Raw genomic sequence first — 21,084 nt, 5'->3', positions numbered from 1 at the left:
TCCATCTTTCCAAGGAGCCCTCTATGAGCAACACCGTCGTCAACCTCGAAGAACTGCCCAACCTGGTCGGCAAGGACCTGGGCTACACCGACTACCGTGAAATTACCCAGGACCAGGTCAACACCTTTGCCGATGCCACCGATGACCACCAGTGGATCCACACCGACCCGGAAAAGGCCAAGGAAGGACCGTTCGGCGCGCCGATCGCCCACGGCTTCCTGACCCTGTCGCTGGTCATCCCGCTGTGGAGCGAATTGTTCGATGTGGAAGGCGTCACGACCAAGGTCAACTACGGCCTGGACCGTGTGCGGTTCACCAGCCCGGTGAAGGTCGGCTCCAAGGTGCGCCTGCATTCGGTGATTTCCGAGGTCACCGAGGTGAAGGGCGGGGTCCAGATCAAGACCAACAACACCATCGAGATCGAAGGCGAGGAGCGCCCCGCGGTCATCGCGGAGTTCTTGGCCCGCTTTTACGCCTGACGCCGGGCCGCTCCTTGTCCTGACGGCTGCACAAATCCAACCTAACTGTTGATTTATTCAACTATTGTATCTACATTGTAATTAGGTGTGGCGTCGATCACAGTCAGTCTCCCGACGGCGGGGGCGGCGGCGCCTAGGACCGCGAGGAGCATTTCATGAAGAAGCACTTGGCGAAGTTGTTGGCCGGTGGCGCGATTGCCGCGATGGCATTGACCGGCTGCGGCTCCGGTTCCCCCTCCGGGTCGAACGAAGCGCCGGCGGAACAGTCCGGCGCCGCCGGCTCCGGGCTCACCAAGCTCACCGTAGGCGTGCTGCCGATCGCCCCGTCGGGAGCCATGCAGTACGGCATCGATGAGGGCATCTTCGAGAAGCACGGCCTGGAACTGGAGTTGCAGGCCGGGCAGGGCGGCGCTGCCATGCTGCCCGCCGTTTCCACCGGCACCCTGAACTTCGCCGTCGGCAATCCGCTGTCGGTGATGACGGCGGTGGACAAGGGCCTGGATATGAATATCGTCACGGGCTACAGCAACTCCAAGGCCGAGGGCGAGGATATCAACGCCGTGATCGTCAAGGCTGATTCCGGGATCGAGGACTTCGCCGATCTGGAGGGCAAGACCACCGCGGTCAACACACTCAAGACCCAGGGCGACCTCACCATCATGGAATCGGCGGCGATCGACGGGGGCGACCCGTCCAAGCTGAAGTTCAGCGAAATGCCGTTCCCGGACATGGAAGCCCAGCTGGAGCGCGGAAACGTTGATGCCATTTGGGTGCCTGAACCCTTCCAGTCGAAGGCGTTGGCCAACAAGGACTACAAGCTGCTGGGCTACCCGAACCAGAAGGCCTTGCCGGGCCTGCCCACCATGGTGACCTTCACCAGCGGCAGCTACGCCGACCAGAACGCGGAGATCGTGGCCGACTTCAAGGCAGCCGTTTCGGAAACCCTGACGGCCGCGGAAGCGGATCCGGCTGGCGTCCGTGCCGTCCTGCCGGACTTCATGGGCATGCCCGAAGAAGTGGCGAAGGGCCTGAAGATGGAAACGTTCGACGCCGAGCTCCCGGTGGATGTTCTCAGCGACATGGGCGAGCTGATGGTCAAGTACGGGTACGTGGACAAGGCTCCGGACGTGCCGGCCATGGCCGTCCAGTAGCCTTCGTTCTTGGCTTCAGGTGGCGAAGCGGTTCCCGGGATGCGGGAGCCGCTCTGCGGCCTGTTGCAGGGGTTCCCGTCGTTGACGGCCTCCACTATGTCCGTAGATACTGTGACCTAAGGCACACTCTTGCTGCATGGGGCGGTGAGTGGGAGAGGGACCCGTGAAGAGAATTGGAACGGCGGTTGCGCTGGCGGCAGTGCTGGCGGTAACAGGGTGCGGTGGGGGCAGCCCGTCCGGTGGCGGTGATGCGGCCCCGACCGGTGGCACCGAAGCCGCCGGCGGAATGACTCCCATCAAGGTTGGGGTCATCCCGATCGTCGACGTGGCTCCCATCTATCTGGGTGACCAGGAGGGATTCTTCGAAGAAGAGGGGCTGGATCTCGAACTCGTTCCGGCGCAGGGCGGCGCGGCCATCATTCCGGCCATCACGAGCGGTCAGATGGATTTCGGCTTCAGCAATGTCACGTCGCTGGTGATTGCCCGCTCCAAGGGGCTGAACATGCAGATGGTGGCCAACGGCGCTTCAACCACCGGCAACCAGGATGAGGATTTCGCGGCCGTGATGGTCAAGCCGGACAGCGGGATCAAGGAGATTGCGGACCTGACCGGCAAGCGCATCGGCGTGAATACCCTGAACAACATCAGCGACTCGACGATCCGTGAGGCGGTGGAGCAGGCCGGCGCGGACTCGTCGGACCTGAATTTCGTCGAGATGCCCTTCCCGGACATGCCCGCGGCGCTGGCCAACGGCAATGTGGACGCGATCGCCGCCGTCGAGCCGTTCGTGACCATCGTCGAAGGCGATGGTGCGGTGCCCGTGTTCTCCAACTATGCCTATCCGGTGGAAAACCTCACGGTGGCGACCTACTTCACCTCGGACGACATTGCCGAGGAGAAACCGGACGTCACCCAGGCCTTTGTTCGGGCGATGAAAAAGTCGTTGGCGTTCGCCGACGAGAATCCGGACCGGGTGCGCGAGATCCTGCCCGAGTACACGCAGCTTGACCCCGCGGTCATCGAAAAGCTGACCCTGCCGAAATTCCCGCAGGAGGTCAATGCCGAGTCCATCCAGGAGATCGCCGACATCTCCCTGAAGAACGGCCTGATCGAGGAGATCCCTGATATGGAGGCGCTCCTGCCGCGGCAATAGGCGTCCACCGGCCTGCGTTGGCCGACGTGTTGCTGAGGGTCTGGCGGTGCGGCTAGGGGCGGGCCGTCGGCGGAAACGCCTCTCCGCGCTCGCGGAGGGGCGTTTTCCTGTTCCCGGGCGGGTCGAACGGCTGCCTTCTGTGGCGGACCGCCGGTTGTGGTGCGGCGAAGGCCGATGGTACACCCGCATCTTCAACTATTGACTTTCTCAACTAAATGGCCCTAGGTTGGAGATGTCCAGTGTGATCTGGTTCACCGCTGAGCCGTAAGTCCGGCCCCCGCCCGCGGGCTTGAGGGTCGGGGCCGCTCGAGGGGGCTGTCCAGACCCGCTCGCCGGGTACGTCGGAAGGTATGTCACCATGCACAATCAAGGTCTTGGGGCCTGGATCCACAAGCGCCGCATGAAGTCCGCCGCGAAAACCGCCGTCATCAGCAGCGCGGGTGAACTGAGCTACGGGGAGTTCGCCGGGCGGGTGGACCGCCTGGCTAACGCCCTGGCGGACCGCGGCGTCGGCCGCGGTGACCGGGTGGCCTACCTGGGGGAGAACCACCCGGCGTTCCTGGAAACCTTCTTTGCGTGCGGGACCCTGGGCGCCATCTTTGTTCCGCTGAACACCCGGCTGGCCCCGCCCGAGGTCCAGTTCGCCCTGCAGGACTCCGGCAGCCGCATCCTGGTCCACGCCCGCAGCCTGCAGACGCTGGCTGACCGCGGCAGTGCGCTGCTGGGGCTAAACCGGCGGATCGTGGTGGAAGATACCCCGGCGGGAACCGTTGCCGAGGCAGCCGAGCCGGGCACCGTCGTCGAACTTTTGGAGGAAGTCATTGCCTCCGGCAGCACAGAACGCCGCGATGAGGCAGTGACGCTGGATGACCCGGCCATGATCCTCTACACATCCGGCACCACGGGCCGGCCCAAGGGGGCGCTGCTCACGCACGGCAACATGACCTGGAACAGCATCAATGTGCTCGTGGACTTCGACATGGCCAGCACCGACGTCGCCCTGATGATCGCCCCGATGTTCCACGTGGCATCCCTGGGCATGGGCGTGCTGCCGGCCCTGCTCAAGGGGGCCACCGTGGTGCTGGAGCCCAAGTTCGATCCGGGGCGGACCCTGATGCTGATCGAGAAGTACAAGGCCACCAGCATCAGCGGCGTGCCGACCACCTACCAGCTGCTGTGCGAGCACCCGGACTGGGACAAGACGGACATCAGCTCCCTGAACAAGCTGACCTGCGGCGGATCGGCCGTGCCCATGCGGGTGCTGGAGGCCTACGAGGCCCGCGGGCTGTCCTTCACCAACGGCTACGGGATGACCGAAACGGCCCCCGGAGCCACCACGCTGGCGGCGGAGAAGTCCCGCCCGAAGGCCGGATCGGCCGGGCTCCCGCACTTCTTCACGGACATCCGGATCGCCGATCCGCTGGGCGAGGTCCTGCCCCCGCGGGAGGTCGGCGAAATCCAGATTGCGGGTCCCAACGTCATCCGCGAGTACTGGAACCGGCCCGATGCTATGGCCGAGAGCTATGCCGACGGCGTATGGTTCAAGTCCGGCGACATGGGCTACGTGGACGACGAAGGCTTCCTCTTTATCTCCGACCGGCTCAAGGACATGATCATCTCCGGCGGCGAGAACATCTACCCGGCCGAGGTGGAGCAGGTCATTTTGGAGCTGGAGGCCGTCAGCAGCGCCGCGGTCATCGGCGTCCCGGACGAGAAATGGGGGGAGGTGCCGCGCGCGGTGGTCACGCTCCGCGAGGGCTTCTCGGTGTCCGCCGAGGAGATCCAGCAGCACCTGGACGGGCGGTTGGCCCGCTACAAGATCCCCAAGTCCGTGGTGTTTGTGGAGGACCTGCCGCGGACGGCCAGCGGAAAGATCCGCAAGGCCGACCTGCGGAAGGAATACTCGAACTAGACGGGGCTGCCCCCGGGCGCGGGCTACTTGCGGGCGCCGAACTGCCTGCGGGCGCCGGCCAACTTCCGGGCGCCGAATTGCCTGCGGGCGCCGGCCTGCCTGCGGGCCCGGGCTACTTGGGGGCGCCGGCCTACTTGCGGGCGCCGGCAGGCTGCGGCGCCTGCGGCTGCTGGACGCCCGGCTGGTCGGAAAGCCGGTCGATGAGCGCGAGGCCGCGGCGGGCCCAGGTAATCTCCTGTTCCGCACGGGCCACGAGCCCTTCATAGGTAAAGCGCTTGAAGGCCTTTACCCGCGTCCGTTCGCTCGCCGGGGTGCCGGCCAACCGGCGATTGAGCATCTCGCTGCTGTCGTCGTCGATCTCGCGGATCCGCTGCTCCCACTGCTGCCGGAGCGCGGTGTGGTGCTCAATGTGCGCGCGCATCTGTTCGCGCGCAGCGTCCGGTTCGGCCCACTCCAGGTAGGCCGCCTTCAGGTGGGCTGGATCCCGCACCCGGGTGTAGTCGAGCGTGGTGTTCATCCACTCCCGGAAGGCCTGTAGCCCGGCGGCGGTGATGTGGTAACGGCGCTTCCTCCCGCGCTGGCCCCAGATGACCTCCTCCCCGTCGAGCAGCCCTTCCTGCTCCATCCGCCGCAGTTCCGGATAGATCTGGGAGTCGGGCGCGTGCCACACATTCCCGACGGACGACTCGAATTCCTTATAGAGGTCGTAGCCGGTCATGGGTTCGACGCTGAGCAGCGCCAGCAAGGCGTAGCGGAGACTCACTGATTCAACTTCCTTTTCAGTGTTGTGTTGCCAATCACTATATCCATCGGTAGTCGGATGGCCACGCGAAAATCGAGGTTGATCGTGGATCGTGGTCCCGAAGCCGTTGTTTACGGGATGCCGGGCCGCGCTAAGTGCGCGCCGGCCCAACCGGTTCCAAAGTCCGGTCCAGCGGGTGCTCAAGCTCGTCCTTCAGCATTCCGCCGAAAATAAGCGCCAGCACAGCCAGGAGCGGCAGGGCGAGGCCGATCAGCAGGAAAATCAGCCAGACAGGCACGACTTCGCCCAACGGCCCGGCGAGCGCCATGGAGACCGGCATCAACGCCAGCGAGACGAAGAAGTCCAGGCTGGAGATCCGGCCGAGCAGGTGCGGCGGCACCCGGCGCTGCAGCAGCGTGCCCCAGATGACCTGGCCCGCGCTGCCGGTCGCGCCGACCACGAACAGTGCCGCGGCCATCCACCAAAAGCTGCCGGTGAAGCCGATGACGGCGATCGGCAGGGCGCCGGCGCCCCAGAACAGCAGCATCATGGTCAGGTAGCGCCGGGGCAGCCGCAGCGAGGCAGTCACCATCGCCCCGGTGGCGCCGCCGATGCCGAAGATGCCAAGCAGGAAGCCAAACGTGCGCGAGTCCCCGCCCAGTTGGTCTGCAACCGCAAACGGCAGCAGTACCTCAATGGGGCCAATGAAGATGAGCACGCTCACGACGGCCCACAGCAGCGTCCAGAGCAGCCAGGGAGTCTTCAGCGTGTAGGCCACGCCCTCGCGCAGATCCGCCAGCACGGAGCCGCGCTTGCCCGGGGGCTCGTCTGCAGCGGCGACCGACGCCGTCGTCCCTGCATCCGGAGCCAGTTCCTGTCCGAGGAAGTTCAGGATGATCAACGCGGACAGATGGCACAGCGTGATCCACCCGATGGCCGCCCCGGGGGAGAAGGAGGCGACGATCATGCCCGCTGCCGCCGGTCCGGCGGCCTGCTGCAGCAACGGCCGCATGGTGCCCTCCATGCCGTTGGCCGCCAGCAGGTCCTCGGCCGGCAGGATCCTCGGCAGGATGGCCGAGTAGGCGGGAAAAAAGAACGCGGCACCGACTCCCAGCAGGAAGGCGGCTGCGGCCAGGTGCCACAGTTGCAGCAGCCCGGTCATGGCCAGCAGGGCCACCGCGCCGATGGCCACCAGGTTGGCCGCCTCCACGCTGATAATCAGGCGGCGGCGCGGAAGACGGTCCGCCGCGATGCCGCCGAGCAGCACGAACGCCAACAAACCGACGCTGGCGCAGGTGGCGACGAGCGACAGCTGAATGGGTCCGCCGCCCAGGGCGATGACCTGATACACCATGGCTACGGCCCACATGCCGGCGCCGAAGACCGAGATGGCCAGGGCCGAAATGAGGATGCGGTAGTTGCGATGGGCGAAGGGCCGCAGCGCGCGGGGCGTGGACATGGTTGTTCCTGGGATTAGAAGGAAAGGCTCACATAGTATCCACCCAGTGATTGAGAAATGCAAACCACTTATCACCCCCTATGTTGGTAGTGGCTTTCCGGCTAGACTCGCTGCAGGTCGGTCAAGGGTGACCGGCACCACACGAGGAAGGAATTCCGACTATGGCCGACCCCAAGCACGCGCCGTCCCAGGCGGCCCGGACATTGCTCGACGACTTCTCGCTCGAGATGACCGGCAAGGATGTTCCCGCGCTGGAAGATGCCGCCGGCACGATTCCGGCGGGAACGCGGATCAACGTCACCTTCCTGGGAAACGAGGACCTGCCGACGCGGGTTGCGGCGGCGGCCGCCGTCAAACGGCACGGCTTCTTGCCGGTACCCCATGTCTCTGCCCGGCGGTTGGCGTCGCGGGCCGAGTTGGAAGACTTCTTGCAGGCGTTGTCCGCCGATGCGGCACCGGAGGACGTCTTCGTTGTCGGCGGCGACCCGGCCGAGCCGATGGGGCCTTATCCGGACTCGCTCGAGGTCATCCGCAGCGGGCTCCTGCCCCGGTACGGAATCCGCCGCGTGGGCATCAGCGGCTACCCGGAGGGGCATCCGGACATTTCCGGCGAGGTGTTGTGGAAGGCGCTGGAAGACAAGCATGCCGAACTGCAGCGGCAAGACCTTGAAGCGGTCATCATCACGCAGTTCGGCTTCGACACGGATCCCGTCTTCGACTGGCTGGCCGAGGCCCGCCGCCGCGGGATCCACGCGCCGGTGCGCATCGGCATCCCCGGGCCGGCCGGGGTCAAGAGGCTGCTGAACTATGCCAAGCGGTTCGGAGTGGCCTCGTCCGCCGGGATCGTGCACAAGTACGGCTTCTCCCTGACCAACCTGCTGGGGACGGCCGGGCCGGACAAGTTCCTGGAGGAATTCGCCGGCCGTTATGACCCATCGGTGCACGGCACGGTGAAGCTTCACTTCTACACGTTCGGCGGAATGAAGGCCACGGCGGACTGGGTCAAAGACTTCCGCGCCGGACGGTAGCGCTGCGCGAACGGAAGCTCATCGGGGACGGTGACTCCGCGCCGCGGCGATGCCCAGCCGGCTTCCGGGGGCTGCGCTGTCCACGTTCAGACGGAAGTGTCCATCTTTTGGTGCGCCATGGCGCCCTGACAGGGGACGATGCTTGAACAGGTTCTAATACTTGGGCAGCGCGGCTCCTGAGCGGCGCTCGCTCGCGGGAGTCAGGGCCGGATCGGGCCGCCGGCGTGGCCCCGCCCAGGTTGGCTGATGGAGCCCCTGGGGGCGTGGTGGGCGGTTCCCGGCCCTGTTGCGCACCGCCGCTCTGTGGTTAGGTGAAGACAGGGCGCACCAGCGCTTGAGGGAAGGAGATTCATGAGCGAGGAAATCAACAACCCGGACCGCTACGACCGTACGGAGCGCGAAGAGAACCAGGGCGGCGAAACCTCCCGGGACGAGGAATTGCTCCCGCCCGGTGAGTTGCCTGCGGATGCCAAGAAGGGTCTGGCCAACGTTTACGGCGATGCCGACCGGACGGCTATTGACGATCCAGTCAGCGCGCCCGGCCCCGAAGACGCCGCGGCGATCGAGCACATGGAGCAGCACTTCCGCGTCGGCGAGACCGAGTCGGGCGAGCGGTACATCGAAGAAACCGGCAGCCAGGAAAACAGCAGCTGACGACGGTCCCGCCTGAGCGGCGCCAGGAAAACGGCAAAACGGCGGGGAAGGTGCCCTTGGCACCTTCCCCGCCGTCGCGGCCTAACGCAGCCTGGCTCAGGCCTTCTGTCCGGAGCGCCAGCCGCCGGGGTAGTCCTGGCGGACTGCCTGTGAATACGGCACCGGGCTGACGATGGCCCGCACGTTCAGCTGCCGGTGCGGCTCCACGGTGGTCTTGCGGGTCCCGCCGTCGGGCTCGCCCCAGAGCACCGTGACCTCGGTGCCCTCCGGCACGTCGGCGTCCACCGTGGCCAGGGACAGCGCCCGGTTCTCGTTGGCGGAGTAGCCGGTGAACATGGACAGGCCGATCGTCTCGCCGGCGGCATCGAGCACCGCGTCGTAATTGGACGAACCATAGTTGGCCAGCGGCAGGTCAAAGTACTTGTACGGCGTGCCCTCGGTGTCGAAGAGCGAGGCGAAGATCTTCGCCATGTCCTCGGCATTCCATTCGAGCGTGACCTTCTTGCGCTGGTCGGCCGGGTCGATCTTCTCCAACGCCTCGCGGCCGATGAAGTCGTGGTCGAACTTCACCATGTGGCCGTACCCAAGCTCCCACGGGTTGAGGTAGTAGTCCTCGATCTTGTCCGAAACGAAGCTGCCGGCGACCGCGTTGACCGCCTCGTAACTGTCGGCGCCGAGCCATTCGCGGTAGGGGCGCAGCTCCTCGCCGGTGTAGATGGCGGGCAGCGGGGAGGGGATCCAGCCCGATTCCAGGGTGTTCGACGGGTAGGCGCGCGAACCGACGGCCAAGAGGCCGAACTCCTGGCCGGCCTCCAGGATGGTGTCGCGGACCTGGTCGTACGTCTCGTACGGTCCCCAAATCTCCAGCCCCGGTGCGCCGGCCATGCCGTGGCGCAGGGTCTGGACCTGCCGGCCTGCGACCTGCATCTGGTCCATGTTGAAGAACTTCAGCTGTTCAACCTGGCCGCCGTTGACCTTTTCGATGATCTTCCAGGCGTTCGGGCCCTGGATCTGGAAGCGCCAGTACTTGCGCTTCACCGGCTGTCCCATGGGCCGCGACGGGGAGCGCCGGTCCACCTCGATGTCCACGTCGTAGCCGCCGGTCTCACCGTGATAGATCAGCCAGTTGGCGGCGGGGGAGCGGCCCACGTAGACGTACTGGTCCTCCGTTTCGTGGAACAGGATGCCGTCGCCGATGACGTGCCCGGCCGGCGTGGTGGGTACGTACTGCTTGGCCTTGTTCACGGGGAAGTTGGCTACCGAGTTGATGGCGGTGTCCGAAATCAGCTTCAGGGCGTCCTTGCCCCTGATGAACAGGTTGTCCATGTGGTGCGACTGGTCGAACAGGACCGCGGACTCGCGCCAGGCGCGCTGCTCGCTGCGCCAGTTCGTGAATTCCGGGGCGACAACGGGGTAAATGTAGGCGCCGATCTGCGAGTTGCGCAGCATCTCGACGGTGTTGCCGGACTGGTCCAAAACTTCCTGAAGATTCTTGGCGCTCATGGGTTCTTGTCCTCCTCGATGGCGGGCCGGAGTGTGACGCATTGCACATTTCCAAGATACTTCGACTCTATACCTATGGAGATAGTTATGTCGACGGTTTAACGCGGGATTTTTGCGGAGCTTCGACGGCTGCCGGCCGGCCGCTGGTTCTCGCCGGCGCTGTAAATCACGAGGGCGGGCGGCGGAGCGCTTAGCCTGCCGGGCAGCGCATGGTGTGCAACGCGAAAGGGTGCCCTTCCCGACGTCGGAAAGGGCACCCTTTGCGGTCCGTTGACCGGGTGGGTCAGCGCTCTCCGGCAGCCACGAACGGCTTCCCCGCGGTTGCGCGGCTGACCGCTTCGGCGAACTCCGTCTCGATGTCCGGCTGCGGCTTGTGCGTGAAGAGGCTGACGACGACGGCGACGGCGACGTTGAGGATGAAGCCCGGAACGATCTCGTACATGGTGGCCGAGAGCGCCGAGGTGCCCCAGATGAACACCGTGACCGCGCCGGCCAGCATGCCGGAGAGCGCGCCGGCGACGGTGAGCTTGCGCCAGAACAGCGACAGGATGATGGTCGGCCCGAACGATGCACCGAACCCGGCCCAGGCGAAGGCTACGAGCCCCAAGATGGTGTCGTTGCGGCTCCAGGCCAGGAGGCCCGCCACGAGGGCGACGACCAGCACGCCCAGGCGGCCGAGCATCACCTGGGTCTTCGCCGGGGCGTCCTTGCGGGCGAAGATCTTGTACAGGTCCTCCACCAGGGCAGACGAGCACACGATCAACTGGGAGGAGATGGTGCTCATGATCGCCGCCAGCACCGCGGCCAGCACGAAGCCGGCGATGAACGGGTGGAACAGGATCTGCGCGAGGTCCAGGAACACCGATTCGGCGGACTTGGCGTCCGTGAGGGTGGCGCCCGGGTTCTGCTGGAAGTAGGCCACGCCCACCAGCGCGGTGGCAACGGCGCCGAATACCGTCATGAGCATCCAGCCGATGCCGATCCGGCGGGCCGCCGTGGCCTCGCCGGGCGTGCGCAAGGCCATGAAGCGGACGATGATGTGCGGCTGCCCGAAGTAGCCCAGTCCCCAGGCCGCAGCCGAAATGCCGGCGACTGCACCACCGGTGAACAGGCTGAGGTGGCTCGGATCCACCTCACGGATGGAGTCGATGGTGGCAGCCAGGCCGCCGGTGGCGAACACACCGACGATCGGAACCAGCAGCAGGGCCGCGAACATCAACAGCCCCTGGGCGACGTCGGTATAGCTGGCGCCGAGGAAGCCGCCGAACAACGTGTACAGGACGGTGACGCCGCCGACCACGAGCATGCCGACCCCATAGGTGGAGCCGAAGGAGGATTCGAAGAAGACGCCTCCGGCCACCATGCCGGAGGAGACGTAGAAGGTGAAAAATACCAGGATGATCACGCCGGAGACTATCCGCAGCAGCCGCGAGCGGTCCTTGAGCCGGTTCTCCAAAAAGCTGGGGACGGTGATGGAGTTATTGGATACCTCCGTGTAGGAGCGCAGCCGCGGGGCCACGAACTTCCAATTGAGCCAGGCGCCAATCGTCAGGCCGATGGCAATCCAGGCTTCGAACAACCCGCCGACGTAGAGCGCCCCGGGCAGGCCCATCAGCAGCCAGCCCGACATGTCCGAGGCGCCGGCGCTCAGTGCCGCGACGCCGGGCTTGAGGCCGCGGCCGGCAAGCATGTAGTCGTCCAAATCGCTCGTGCGCCGGTAGGCCCACCATCCGATGGCCAGCATGCCTGCCATGTAAATCAGCATGGCGATGATTTGGAACATCTGGTCGTTCACGAGGTTTCCTCCGCCGTGTCTCGGTTTGGTGCGCCTCAGTCTTCCAGCGGGCTACAGGCGTGGCCAATCGCCGCCGCTTTGTGTCGCACGGGACGAAGAACCGCGGGGTAACCGGCGGTCCGCTGAAGGCCGGGGCAGAAGTTCATCTGCCGTGGGTTACAGCGGCTCTGGCCAAGGTGTAGCCTCTATCTGGCCTCAATCCACCCTTTCGCCGAAAGTTGCGTCACGTCCCGATGCTGCTCCGCCTCATCCGCCATTACGGCCGCCCCTACCTTCCCTACGTGTTCGCCGTGGTGGTGCTGCAGCTGATTGCGACCATCGCCGCGCTGTACCTCCCCAGCCTGAACGCCCAGATCATCGACGAGGGCGTGGCCCGGGGCGACACCGACTACATCTGGGGCACCGGCGGCCTCATGCTGGTGGTCAGCTTTATCCAGGTGGCGGCCGCGATCGCCGGGGTTTATTTCGGCTCGAAGGCAGCGATGGCCCTGGGCCGCGACCTCCGCCGCGGCATTTTCCACAAGGTCACCGGGTTCTCCGCCCGGGAGGTAGGACGATTCGGCGCGCCGAGCCTCATCACCCGCGGCACCAACGACGTCCAGCAGGTGCAGATGCTCGTGCTGATGGGACTGAACTTCATGGTGATGGCACCCATCATGTGCGTCGGCGGCATCATCATGGCACTGCGCGAGGACCTGCAACTGTCGTGGTTGGTGTGGGCATCGGTGCCGCTGCTGTTCGTCGTCGTCGGTTTGCTGGTCTGGAAGCTGATGCCGCTCTTCCGGATGATGCAAACGAAGATCGACAACATCAACGGGGTGCTCCGTGAGCAGATTACCGGCATCCGCGTGGTCCGGGCGTTTGTCCGCGAGCCCTACGAGGCCAAGCGCTTCGAGAAGGCCAACCGCGAACTGACCGATGTCTCGGTCTCGGTCGGCAACCTGTTCGTTTTGATGTTCCCCTCGATCGGCATGATCCTTCACCTGGCCACGGCGGCGGTGCTGTGGTTTGGCGGACTTCGCGTGGACGCGGGCGAGATGCAGGTCGGTGCCCTGACGGCGTTCCTGCAGTACCTGCTGCAGATCCTCATGGCGGTGATGATGGGCACCTTCATGGCGATGATGATTCCCCGGGCCTCGGTCTGTGCCGAACGCATCGGCGAGGTGCTCGACGTCGAGCCCTCCGTGCATGAACCCGCCGAGCCGCAGCAGGCCCGGGAACCGGCCGGCGTCGTCGAGTTCCGCGACGTCACGTACTCCTATCCCGGCGCAGAGGAACCCGTGCTGCGCAACGTCAGTTTCACGGCCCGGCCGGGGCAGACGACGGCGATCATCGGCAGCACCGGCGCGGGCAAGACCACCCTGATCAGCATGCTCCCGCGGCTGTTCGACGCCGACAGCGGTGAGGTGCTCATCGACGGTGTTCCGGTCACCCGGATGGAGCGCACCGACATCACGGACCGCGTGGCGCTGGTGCCGCAGCGGCCCTACCTGTTCTCCGGCACGGTGGCACACAACCTGCGGTTCGGCGATCCGGACGCCACGGATGAAGAACTCTGGGAGGCGCTGCGCGTGGCCCAGGGCGAGGACTTCGTCCGTGCCAAGGACAAGGGGCTTCAGTCGGCGCTCTCGCAGGGCGGCACCAACGTGTCGGGCGGCCAGCGCCAGCGGCTGTGCATCGCCCGCGCCCTGGTGGCCAAGCCCAAGGTCTTCCTGTTCGACGACTCGTTCTCCGCGCTGGACGTGGCAACCGACGCCAGGCTGCGGGCCGCCCTCAAGGGGACCACCGGCGACGCGACAGTCATCATCGTCGCCCAGCGCGTCGCCACCATCATCGACGCGGACCAGATCCTGGTGATGGAGCACGGACAGATCGTGGCCCGCGGCACCCACGGGCAGCTGCTGGAGAGCTCGGAGACCTACCAGGAAATTGTTCAATCCCAGACTGCGGTGGAGGAAGCGGCATGACGCCGGACAAGGAAGCCCCGGCCGAGGTGGCCACCGGGCCGGACCCCGTGACGGCGCCAACGCCGGGAGCCGCCGCTGAAGCCGAGGCCGAGGTGCTGGAAGAACAGTTCCAGCCGGGCGAGGCCGACCAGGACTTCATGACCGGGACGCCGGTCCGCAAGGCCCAGCACTTCTGGCCGTCCGCCAAGCGCCTGTTCGGGCTGCTGAAGCCGGAGAAGGCCGGGATCATCCTGGTGCTGGCCATGGTGCTGGTGGCAGTCGTGCTTAATGTGATTGCGCCCAAGGTGCTGGGCAACGCGATGGACGTCATCTTCAGCGGCGCCATTGGCGCGAACCTGCCCGCCGGCGCCAGCCAGGAAGAAGTCATCGCCGGGCTCCGCGCCCAGGGCCAGGACCAGTTTGCCGACATGCTCAGCGGCATGGAACTGGTTCCCGGGGTCGGCATCGACTTCCAACTGCTGGGCAACCTGATCCTGCTGGTGCTGGGGATGTACGTGGTCGCGTCGCTGTTCATGTGGCTGCAGGGTTGGCTGCTGAACCAAATCGTCATGCGGGTGGTCTTCGGGCTGCGCCGCGACGTGGAAGCCAAGCTGAACCGACTGCCGCTGAACTACTTCGACACCCGCCAGCGCGGCGACATGCTCTCCCGGGTGACCAACGACGTCGACAACATCCAGCAGGCGCTGCAGCAGGCGTTCGCGCAGCTGATCATGTCCGCGCTGAGCCTGCTCGGCATCACCATCATGATGTTCATCGTCTCCTGGCAGCTGGCCCTGATCGCCCTGATCGCCCTGCCGCTTTCCGCCGTGGGCGCCGGCCTCATCGGCACCCGCAGCCAAAAGCTGTTCACCGCGCAATGGAAGAACACCGGAGCGCTCAACGGGCACATCGAGGAATCGTTCAGCGGCCATGATCTGGTCCGCGCCTTCGGCCGCGAGCAGCAGTCGGTGGAACAGTTCGACGAAAAGAACGAGGAACTCTACAAGGCCTCGTTCGGCGCGCAGTTCGTCTCCGGCATGATCATGCCGGTCATGCAGTTCATCTCCTACCTGAGCTACGTCGGAATCGCCGTGGTGGGCGGCCTGCGCGTGGCATCCGGCTCCATGACCCTGGGCGATGCCACCGCGTTCATCCAGTACTCGCGTGAATTCAACCAGCCGCTGGGCCAGATGGCGGGCATGGCCAACATGCTGCAGTCCGGCGTCGCCTCGGCCGAGCGCGTCTTCGAGCTGCTCGACGCCGACGAGCAGGCCCCGGACACCGCCACCGAATCGCTGCCCGCCCAAACCGAAGGGCAGGTCCGGTTCCACAACGTCAGCTTCAGTTACAGCCCCGACAAGCCGCTGATCGAGGACCTCTCCTTCGCCGCGCGGCCGGGCGAGACGGTGGCGATCGTGGGGCCGACGGGCGCGGGCAAGACCACCCTGGTGAACCTGGTGATGCGCTTTTACGAACTGGATGCCGGCCGCATCACCCTCGACGGGGTGGACATCACCGCCCTCAGCCGGGCCGAGCTGCGGTCCAAGGTGGGCATGGTGCTGCAGGACGCCTGGTTGTTCGGCGGCTCCATCTACGAGAACATCCGCTACGGCAACCTGGACGCCACCGAGGAAGAAGTGATGGCGGCCGCTAAGGCCACCTACGTGGACCGCTTCGTGCGGGCGCTTCCGGACGGCTATGACACGGTGATCGACGAAGAGGGCAACAACGTCTCCGCCGGTGAGAAGCAGCTGATCACCATCGCGCGCGCGTTCCTGGCGAACCCGTCGCTGCTGATCCTGGATGAGGCGACCAGCTCGGTGGACACCCGCACGGAACTGCTCGTCCAGCACGCCATGGCAGCGCTGCGCACGGACCGCACCAGCTTTGTCATTGCGCACCGGCTCTCCACCATCCGGGACGCCGACGTGATCCTGGTGATGGAGGACGGCAAGATCGTGGAGCAGGGCAACCACACGGAGCTGCTGGCGGCCGAAGGCCCGTACTACCGGCTCTACATGTCGCAGTTCGCGGCGGCCGCGGATCCGGTGTCCTGATCCCCTGAACGGGAGGACGACGACGGCGGCGCCCGCTTCGGCGGGTTCCGCACCGCGCGCGGGCCCGCCCGCAGGCGCCGCCCACAGGCGCCGCCCACAGGACCGCAGGCGCCGCCGCCCACAGGCCCCGCGCGCAGGCACCGCCGTCAAGCGGTGCCCACAGGTTCCAGGCGCAGGCACCGCCGTCGGGCTCTTAGCGCGTGGCGCTTTCGGCGATCAGCTCCGCCGCGCGGCGCAGCAGCGGGAGGTGGCTGACGATGGCCGTCTCCAAGGTGTCGGGGGTGGCCAGCATATTGACGCCGACGGCGGCGAGCACCGTGCCGCCGCTGTCCCTCACGGGCACGGACAGCGTGCGGTGGCCCTGCTGCAGTTCGCTGTTGTTGACCGCGTAGCCCTGCCGCCGGACCTGCTCGATCTCCTGGCGGAAACGCCAGGTGCTGTCGATGGTCTGCTCGGTCAGCCTGCTGAGGCCGCCGTCGACGGCGGACCGGAGGCCGTCCTCGGACAGCCCGGCCACCAGCACCTTGCCCATCGACGAGGCGTGCGCCGGAATCTTGGCGCCGACGGTCAGCCCGGCGCGGATCATGCGCGGCACGCGGGTCGCCGCGATGCAGATGACGTCGCCGCCGGCCAGCACGCCCGCCGTGCACGGTTCGTTGAATTCCCCGGTCAGCCACTGGACCGCCCCGCGGGAGGCCCGGACGAGCGGAGAGCCCGCGACGTAGCCGTGGCCCAGCTCCAGGGCCTGATGGGCCAGCGAGAACAGGTCATCCCGGCAGCGCACATAGCCAAGGCTGACCAGCGTCCGGAGCACCCGCGCGGTAGCCGCACGGTTCAGGCCGGCGCGGGCGGCAACCTCGGCCGCCCGCATCTGCGGATGAGCGTCATCGAAGACGCTTAACACCGAGAGGCCGCGCGCCAGGGTGCGCGCGGACGGCTCTGTCATGGCCCTGGTCACGTGCGCGTCGGAGGTGATGCTCATCACCGTCGAGGATACCCGGCGGGCCGCCGGATTGTGACGGCGGTTACCTGCTCAGCGCTACTCGGTGGTGCCGGATTGGTCCTCGAGGACGCCGCGGACGGAGGACTCGGGAACCCACATCACGTCCCCGTGCTCGGCGTTGGCCACCCGGGCCATCACGAAGAGCAGCCCGGAGAGCCGGTTGAGGTAGCGGCCGGTCTCGGAATTCACCACGTCGCCGTACTCATCCAGTGCCGCCCAGACCGCGCGTTCGGCGCGACGCACCGCCGTGCGGGCCTGGTACAGCAGCGCAGCGGAGAGGGTTCCGCCCGGCAGCAGCATGCCGCTGAGGTCCTTGGCTTCCTGCCTGAAGTGGTCGATGGCGCGTTCCAGCCGCTCCACATGCTCGGGGATGATGCGGGCGTCCGCCGCCTGATTGCCGCGATACGGCACCAGCAGGTCGGCCATCAGGTCGAACAAGTCGTTTTGGACGCTGACCAGCATGGCGCTGACCTCCGGGGACACACCCCCGCTCGCCATGGCCACGGCCACAGCGGCGTTGGCGGCATCCACTTCGGCATGCGCGACCACCCTCGGGTCGTTCTTGGACACCTCGCCGTGGCTGCCGAAGGCGGTGTACCCGGTGTCGCCATAGTGGTCCATCCGGGTCTGATCATCGCTTTGAAAGTCGCCATCTCCACTCATGCCTGCCATCATACTGACGGGACGTTTGACATCGAAGAGCCGCAGCAAGCCCGGAGCGCCGCACGCGTACAGCCGGTGACAACAGTGAGGATCAGTGATGAGCAGCGAATTTACCGGCCCCTTGCCGACTGTCTCCCGGGATACGGGTGACGACGGGCAGCGGGGCTGGAATACCGTCGACAAGACGGTTTTCTTCGTTTCAGGCAGCATTATTGTTGCCATCTGCCTGCTGGGTGTTTTCTTTACCCAGCAGGTGACCGAAGTAACCGGATCAATTCTCGGCTGGGTGACCAACTCCTTCGGTTGGTTGTTCATCCTCGGCGCCACCGGCTTCGTAATCTTTTCGCTGGTGCTGGCCTTCGGCCGGTATGGCAACATTCCGCTCGCGCAGGAGGGCGAAACCACCGAATTCTCCACGTTGTCGTGGATTGCCATGATGTTCAGCGCCGGCATGGGCATCGGCCTGATGTTCTTCGGCGTCTACGAACCGGTCACTCATCTGGCCTCGCCGCCGCCCTTCGTGGATGCCGCTCCGGGATCCCCCGAGGCCGCGAACAGCGCGATGGCCTACACGCTCTTCCACTGGGGTCTGCACCCGTGGGCCATCTACTCGGTGGTTGGCCTGGCCCTGGCCTATTCGACGTACCGGATGGGCCGCGGCAACCTGATGAGTTCGCCCTTCCAGGCGATCTTCGGCAAGGAGCGGATTGAGGAAAAGGGCTGGGGCAAGCCGATCGACATCCTGGCGATCATCTGTACGAAATTCGGTTCGGCGACCTCGCTGGGCCTGGGGGCGCTGCAGATTGCCGCCGGATTGGCGCTGCTGCGGACCGGCCGGTTCGAGGAGAACCCCGGCGTCGTGGCTCCGATCCTGATCATCTGCGTGCTGACCGTGGGTGTGGTGATTTCGGCGGCCAGCGGCGTTGCCCGCGGCATCAAGTGGCTGAGCAACACGAACATGGTGCTGGCCGCGGTGCTGCTGGTGTTCGTCTTCGTGGTGGGTCCCACCGTCTTCATCCTGGATCTGGTCCCCGCCGCGATCGGCGACTACCTGGCCAACATCGTCCCCATGAGCTTCCACTCGGCCGTCTTCGGCGGCACCGAGTGGCTGGCCAACTGGACCATCTTCTACTGGGCGTGGTGGATCTCCTGGACCCCCTTCGTGGGCACGTTCATCGCCAAGATCTCCCGCGGGCGAACCATCAAGGAATTCGTCCTGGGCGTGCTGCTGGTCCCCACCGCCGTGAGCGTGGTCTGGTTCTCGGTGTTCGGCGGTGCGGGCATCCACCTCCAGCTGGGCGGTGAAGATATTGCCGGGACCGGAGACGAGGCGGCCGGTTTCTTCGCAACCCTGCAGAACTATCCGTTCTTTTTCGGCGCGGCCATCGTGGTGATGGTGCTGACGGCGGTGTTTTTCGTCAGCGGCGCCGACGCCGGCGCCGTCGTGCTGGGAACGCTTTCCTCCCGCGGCCGAAAGGAGCCGTGGAAGCCGCTGGTCATCCTCTGGGGCGTTCTCACCGGTACCGTCGCGGCCGTGCTGCTGTTCGTCGGCGGGCTCGACGCGCTGCAGACGTTCACCATCCTGGCGTCAACGCCCTTCGTGCTGATCATGGTGGGACTCTGCCTCTCGCTGTACGTGGACTTGCGCCGGGATCCGCTGCGGCAGCGGCGCATGGGCCCGGTGCGCGGAGCCGTCAGCGTCCCCAGCACCGTGCCGTTCGCGGTGCCGGTGACGTCCGAGACGCCGGTCGTCCAGCCTGGCCAAGCCGGGCGCATCAACGGCTCCGGCGGCCCCGACCATCCCGCGGGGGGATTGCCGGAGGACCTCGGGGACGGCAAAAAACACGGACACCACGCGTAGCGGGACTAGCTGGAAAGTGGCGGGACCGGCGCGGCTTAGCCGGTCCCGTCCGCCCGGCAAGTTACCTCCGGGTAACATGGCGGCATGCACCTGATCTTCCGCACCCTCCTGCTGCTGCTGACGGCCCGCCGCCGTCCTGCCTTGGACATATGGGATTCGTCCACGCTGTCCCTGCGCGTGCTGCCCACCGACATCGACATCGCCATGCACGTCAACAACGGGATGTATTTCTCGCTGATGGACCTCGGCCGCTTCGAGCTGATGGTGCGTGCGGGCGTGTGGGACACCTTCCGCCGCAAGGGCTGGTCGCCGGTGGTCGGCGCGGAGACCATTTCCTTCCGTAAATCGCTCACACTCGGCCAGCAATACAGCATCGAAACCCGGATCATCGGATTTGATGACCGCGCCATCTTCTTCGAGCAGCGCATGGTGGCCGACGGCGAAATCCATGCCCGCGCCTACATCGCCACCCGGCTGGTTTCGAAGCAGGGCCCGGTCTCCAATGAGGAGATCTTCGCTGCCGTCGGCCAGCGGCCGCCGGCGGACCTGGTTTTGCCCGAATGGCTGCACGAGTGGCGGGAGAACAACGCCCTGCCCAGCACCCGACGGCCCGCCCCGCACCGCTGGGTGCGCTGACTCTGGTCGGCCGCAGCCCGTTCCCCTAGGCTATGGGAAAGGAGGTGAGCGGTCATGATCGCAGCACCCGGAGACCGCATCGTCATCAGGGGCAGGACGGTGGACTCGGCTGACCGGCACGGCGAAGTCATCGAGGTCAGGGGCGACGGCGGAGCTCCGCCCTACTTCGTGAGGTTCGACGACGGCCATGAGAGTGTCGTCTTCCCCGGCACGGACTGCAGCATCGAGCACGCTGCCGGGTAAGAAGCCGCTGCCGGGTCAGAAGCCCGCTGCAGACGGGGCGCGCTGCCGGGTCAGAAGCCGCCTGCAGGCCAGGCCAGATGCGGGGTCAGAAGCCCGCTGCGGGCCAGGCCCGATGCCGGCTAAACGAGCCGGCGGGCGCGCAGGACGCTGTCCGTGATCGTGGCGGTCTGCCCGTCCGGGCCCGTGACCTCGCGGGGGACGGAGTCGAGCGTGTCGAGGGCCCAGTCCGGGGAACCTAGTCCGAGTGCATCGGCCAGCTCCCCGGCCGTGGGCAGCGGTTCCTCGGGTTCCGGATGTCCCGACCAGGGCGGAAACGATTCGTGGCCGACGACCAGCAACGTGCCGCCGGGTGCTACCGCGCGGGCCGCCGTGGTGAGAATGGCGTTCCGCGGCAGCTCGACCGGCGAGTGCAGGAATTGGGCGCAGACCAGATCGTAGCTTTCCTGCGGTTCCCAGCGGGCCAGGTCCTGTTGGAGCCACCGGATGCGGTCCGCAACACCGGCCTCGTCGGCGTGTTTGGCCGCCCGTTGCAGCGCGAGCCCGGACATGTCGAGGCCGGTGACCGTCCACCCCTTGCCGGCGAGCCAGATGGCGTCTGCGCCCTCGCCGCAACCCAGCTCCAGGGCGGTGCCGGACGGCAGGCCGGAGACCTCGCGGACCAGCATGGCGTTCGGCCGGCCGCTCCACACCTGGTCCCTTTGGCTGTAAAAGGACTCCCAGAACTGGTCGGGCTCTTCCCGGCGGTCGTGATGATGCTCCATGCCTGCAGACTCTACGCCCGCGAGGTGACGGCGGCGAC

18 protein-coding genes are annotated in these 21,084 nt (G+C 66.3%); 11 read left to right on the top strand and 7 right to left on the bottom strand.

Going from position 1 to position 21,084, the window contains the following annotated elements:
* The first annotated feature begins 23 nt into the window (after positions 1–23).
* The 4 genes from AC5RUH_RS00335 to AC5RUH_RS00320 all read left to right on the top strand — a co-directional run bounded on the left by AC5RUH_RS00335 (position 24) and on the right by AC5RUH_RS00320 (position 4,695).
* Entirely contained in the window at positions 24–479 is a 456-nt protein-coding gene (locus AC5RUH_RS00335) for a MaoC family dehydratase (protein WP_494013696.1), read from the top strand.
* A gap of 155 nt (positions 480–634) precedes the next feature.
* The gene (locus tag AC5RUH_RS00330; protein ID WP_494000904.1) at positions 635–1,630 is read left to right on the top strand and encodes an ABC transporter substrate-binding protein; all 996 of its coding nucleotides are present in this window, start codon (positions 635–637) and stop codon (positions 1,628–1,630) included.
* A gap of 199 nt (positions 1,631–1,829) precedes the next feature.
* Complete coding sequence (locus tag AC5RUH_RS00325) at positions 1,830–2,783, top strand: ABC transporter substrate-binding protein (protein WP_494127591.1); 954 nt, start codon at positions 1,830–1,832, stop codon at positions 2,781–2,783.
* Positions 2,784–3,141: 358 nt separating this feature from the next.
* Entirely contained in the window at positions 3,142–4,695 is a 1,554-nt protein-coding gene (locus AC5RUH_RS00320) for an acyl-CoA synthetase (protein ID WP_494127590.1), read from the top strand.
* A 130-nt stretch (positions 4,696–4,825) separates the two neighbouring features.
* Here AC5RUH_RS00320 and AC5RUH_RS00315 read toward each other — a convergent pair whose 3' ends face one another.
* Together AC5RUH_RS00315 and AC5RUH_RS00310 are read right to left on the bottom strand one after the other, a co-directional pair.
* Positions 4,826–5,458: a PadR family transcriptional regulator gene (locus tag AC5RUH_RS00315; protein ID WP_494127589.1), complete on the bottom strand. Its 633-nt coding sequence runs from the start codon at positions 5,456–5,458 to the stop codon at positions 4,826–4,828.
* A gap of 130 nt (positions 5,459–5,588) precedes the next feature.
* Positions 5,589–6,896, bottom strand: coding sequence for an MFS transporter (locus AC5RUH_RS00310; RefSeq protein ID WP_494100941.1), 1,308 nt, complete (start codon positions 6,894–6,896; stop codon positions 5,589–5,591).
* A 161-nt stretch (positions 6,897–7,057) separates the two neighbouring features.
* Between AC5RUH_RS00310 and AC5RUH_RS00305 the strand changes: the two genes are divergently transcribed.
* Positions 7,058–7,924 carry a methylenetetrahydrofolate reductase gene (locus tag AC5RUH_RS00305; protein ID WP_494013701.1) on the top strand — a complete coding sequence of 289 codons (867 nt, stop codon included), beginning with the start codon at positions 7,058–7,060 and terminating at the stop codon, positions 7,922–7,924.
* 351 nt (positions 7,925–8,275) lie between these two features.
* Positions 8,276–8,578 (top strand): hypothetical protein, encoded by a 303-nt coding sequence (locus AC5RUH_RS00300; protein WP_494024192.1) that lies wholly within the window; start codon positions 8,276–8,278, stop codon positions 8,576–8,578.
* Positions 8,579–8,674: 96 nt separating this feature from the next.
* Here the strand turns inward: AC5RUH_RS00300 and ligM are convergent, their stop codons facing one another.
* On the bottom strand, positions 8,675–10,081 hold the full coding sequence (ligM, locus tag AC5RUH_RS00295) for a vanillate/3-O-methylgallate O-demethylase (RefSeq protein WP_494127588.1): 1,407 nt from the start codon (positions 10,079–10,081) through the stop codon (positions 8,675–8,677).
* Positions 10,082–10,364: 283 nt separating this feature from the next.
* The gene (putP, locus tag AC5RUH_RS00290; RefSeq protein ID WP_494127587.1) at positions 10,365–11,876 is read right to left on the bottom strand and encodes a sodium/proline symporter PutP; all 1,512 of its coding nucleotides are present in this window, start codon (positions 11,874–11,876) and stop codon (positions 10,365–10,367) included.
* A 233-nt stretch (positions 11,877–12,109) separates the two neighbouring features.
* Between putP and AC5RUH_RS00285 the strand changes: the two genes are divergently transcribed.
* Together AC5RUH_RS00285 and AC5RUH_RS00280 are read left to right on the top strand one after the other, a co-directional pair.
* On the top strand, positions 12,110–13,843 hold the full coding sequence (locus tag AC5RUH_RS00285; RefSeq protein WP_494000895.1) for an ABC transporter ATP-binding protein: 1,734 nt from the start codon (positions 12,110–12,112) through the stop codon (positions 13,841–13,843).
* Positions 13,840–15,879 carry an ABC transporter ATP-binding protein gene (locus AC5RUH_RS00280; RefSeq protein ID WP_494025177.1) on the top strand — a complete coding sequence of 680 codons (2,040 nt, stop codon included), beginning with the start codon at positions 13,840–13,842 and terminating at the stop codon, positions 15,877–15,879. Before AC5RUH_RS00285 ends, AC5RUH_RS00280 begins: the two co-directional genes overlap by 4 nt.
* A gap of 193 nt (positions 15,880–16,072) precedes the next feature.
* Here the strand turns inward: AC5RUH_RS00280 and AC5RUH_RS00275 are convergent, their stop codons facing one another.
* Together AC5RUH_RS00275 and AC5RUH_RS00270 are read right to left on the bottom strand one after the other, a co-directional pair.
* Entirely contained in the window at positions 16,073–16,861 is a 789-nt protein-coding gene (locus tag AC5RUH_RS00275; RefSeq protein WP_494127586.1) for an IclR family transcriptional regulator domain-containing protein, read from the bottom strand.
* Positions 16,862–16,918: 57 nt separating this feature from the next.
* Positions 16,919–17,545, bottom strand: a complete 627-nt coding sequence (locus AC5RUH_RS00270; RefSeq protein ID WP_494024198.1) for a cob(I)yrinic acid a,c-diamide adenosyltransferase — start codon at positions 17,543–17,545, stop codon at positions 16,919–16,921.
* Between the two features lie 97 nt (positions 17,546–17,642).
* Between AC5RUH_RS00270 and AC5RUH_RS00265 the strand changes: the two genes are divergently transcribed.
* The 3 genes from AC5RUH_RS00265 to AC5RUH_RS00255 all read left to right on the top strand — a co-directional run bounded on the left by AC5RUH_RS00265 (position 17,643) and on the right by AC5RUH_RS00255 (position 20,285).
* Positions 17,643–19,406 carry a BCCT family transporter gene (locus AC5RUH_RS00265; protein WP_494000891.1) on the top strand — a complete coding sequence of 588 codons (1,764 nt, stop codon included), beginning with the start codon at positions 17,643–17,645 and terminating at the stop codon, positions 19,404–19,406.
* Between the two features lie 84 nt (positions 19,407–19,490).
* Positions 19,491–20,042: an acyl-CoA thioesterase gene (locus AC5RUH_RS00260; protein ID WP_494000890.1), complete on the top strand. Its 552-nt coding sequence runs from the start codon at positions 19,491–19,493 to the stop codon at positions 20,040–20,042.
* Positions 20,043–20,096: 54 nt separating this feature from the next.
* On the top strand, positions 20,097–20,285 hold the full coding sequence (locus AC5RUH_RS00255) for a DUF1918 domain-containing protein (protein WP_494025179.1): 189 nt from the start codon (positions 20,097–20,099) through the stop codon (positions 20,283–20,285).
* Between the two features lie 119 nt (positions 20,286–20,404).
* Here AC5RUH_RS00255 and AC5RUH_RS00250 read toward each other — a convergent pair whose 3' ends face one another.
* Positions 20,405–21,046, bottom strand: a complete 642-nt coding sequence (locus tag AC5RUH_RS00250; protein WP_494127585.1) for an SAM-dependent methyltransferase — start codon at positions 21,044–21,046, stop codon at positions 20,405–20,407.
* Positions 21,047–21,084 lie beyond the last annotated feature (38 nt).

Source organism: Arthrobacter sp. Y3223166 (assembly GCF_059090935.1).
The sequence above is the reverse complement of the archived record's forward strand: the minus strand, read 5'-3'. Positions and strand labels throughout refer to the sequence as shown.

Bases quoted from the DNA above. Each gene is read 5' to 3' on its own strand.
- AC5RUH_RS00335 (WP_494013696.1), top strand. From the start codon at position 24: ATGAGCAACACCGTCGTCAACCTCGAAGAACTGCCCAACCTGGTCGGC.
- AC5RUH_RS00330 (WP_494000904.1), top strand. From the start codon at position 635: ATGAAGAAGCACTTGGCGAAGTTGTTGGCCGGTGGCGCGATTGCCGCG.
- AC5RUH_RS00320 (WP_494127590.1), top strand. From the start codon at position 3,142: ATGCACAATCAAGGTCTTGGGGCCTGGATCCACAAGCGCCGCATGAAG.
- AC5RUH_RS00310 (WP_494100941.1), bottom strand. From the start codon at position 6,896: ATGTCCACGCCCCGCGCGCTGCGGCCCTTCGCCCATCGCAACTACCGC.
- AC5RUH_RS00305 (WP_494013701.1), top strand. From the start codon at position 7,058: ATGGCCGACCCCAAGCACGCGCCGTCCCAGGCGGCCCGGACATTGCTC.
- AC5RUH_RS00300 (WP_494024192.1), top strand. From the start codon at position 8,276: ATGAGCGAGGAAATCAACAACCCGGACCGCTACGACCGTACGGAGCGC.
- ligM (WP_494127588.1), bottom strand. From the start codon at position 10,081: ATGAGCGCCAAGAATCTTCAGGAAGTTTTGGACCAGTCCGGCAACACC.
- AC5RUH_RS00285 (WP_494000895.1), top strand. From the start codon at position 12,110: ATGCTGCTCCGCCTCATCCGCCATTACGGCCGCCCCTACCTTCCCTAC.
- AC5RUH_RS00280 (WP_494025177.1), top strand. From the start codon at position 13,840: ATGACGCCGGACAAGGAAGCCCCGGCCGAGGTGGCCACCGGGCCGGAC.
- AC5RUH_RS00275 (WP_494127586.1), bottom strand. From the start codon at position 16,861: ATGAGCATCACCTCCGACGCGCACGTGACCAGGGCCATGACAGAGCCG.
- AC5RUH_RS00270 (WP_494024198.1), bottom strand. From the start codon at position 17,545: ATGAGTGGAGATGGCGACTTTCAAAGCGATGATCAGACCCGGATGGAC.
- AC5RUH_RS00265 (WP_494000891.1), top strand. From the start codon at position 17,643: ATGAGCAGCGAATTTACCGGCCCCTTGCCGACTGTCTCCCGGGATACG.
- AC5RUH_RS00260 (WP_494000890.1), top strand. From the start codon at position 19,491: ATGCACCTGATCTTCCGCACCCTCCTGCTGCTGCTGACGGCCCGCCGC.
- AC5RUH_RS00255 (WP_494025179.1), top strand. From the start codon at position 20,097: ATGATCGCAGCACCCGGAGACCGCATCGTCATCAGGGGCAGGACGGTG.
- AC5RUH_RS00250 (WP_494127585.1), bottom strand. From the start codon at position 21,046: ATGGAGCATCATCACGACCGCCGGGAAGAGCCCGACCAGTTCTGGGAG.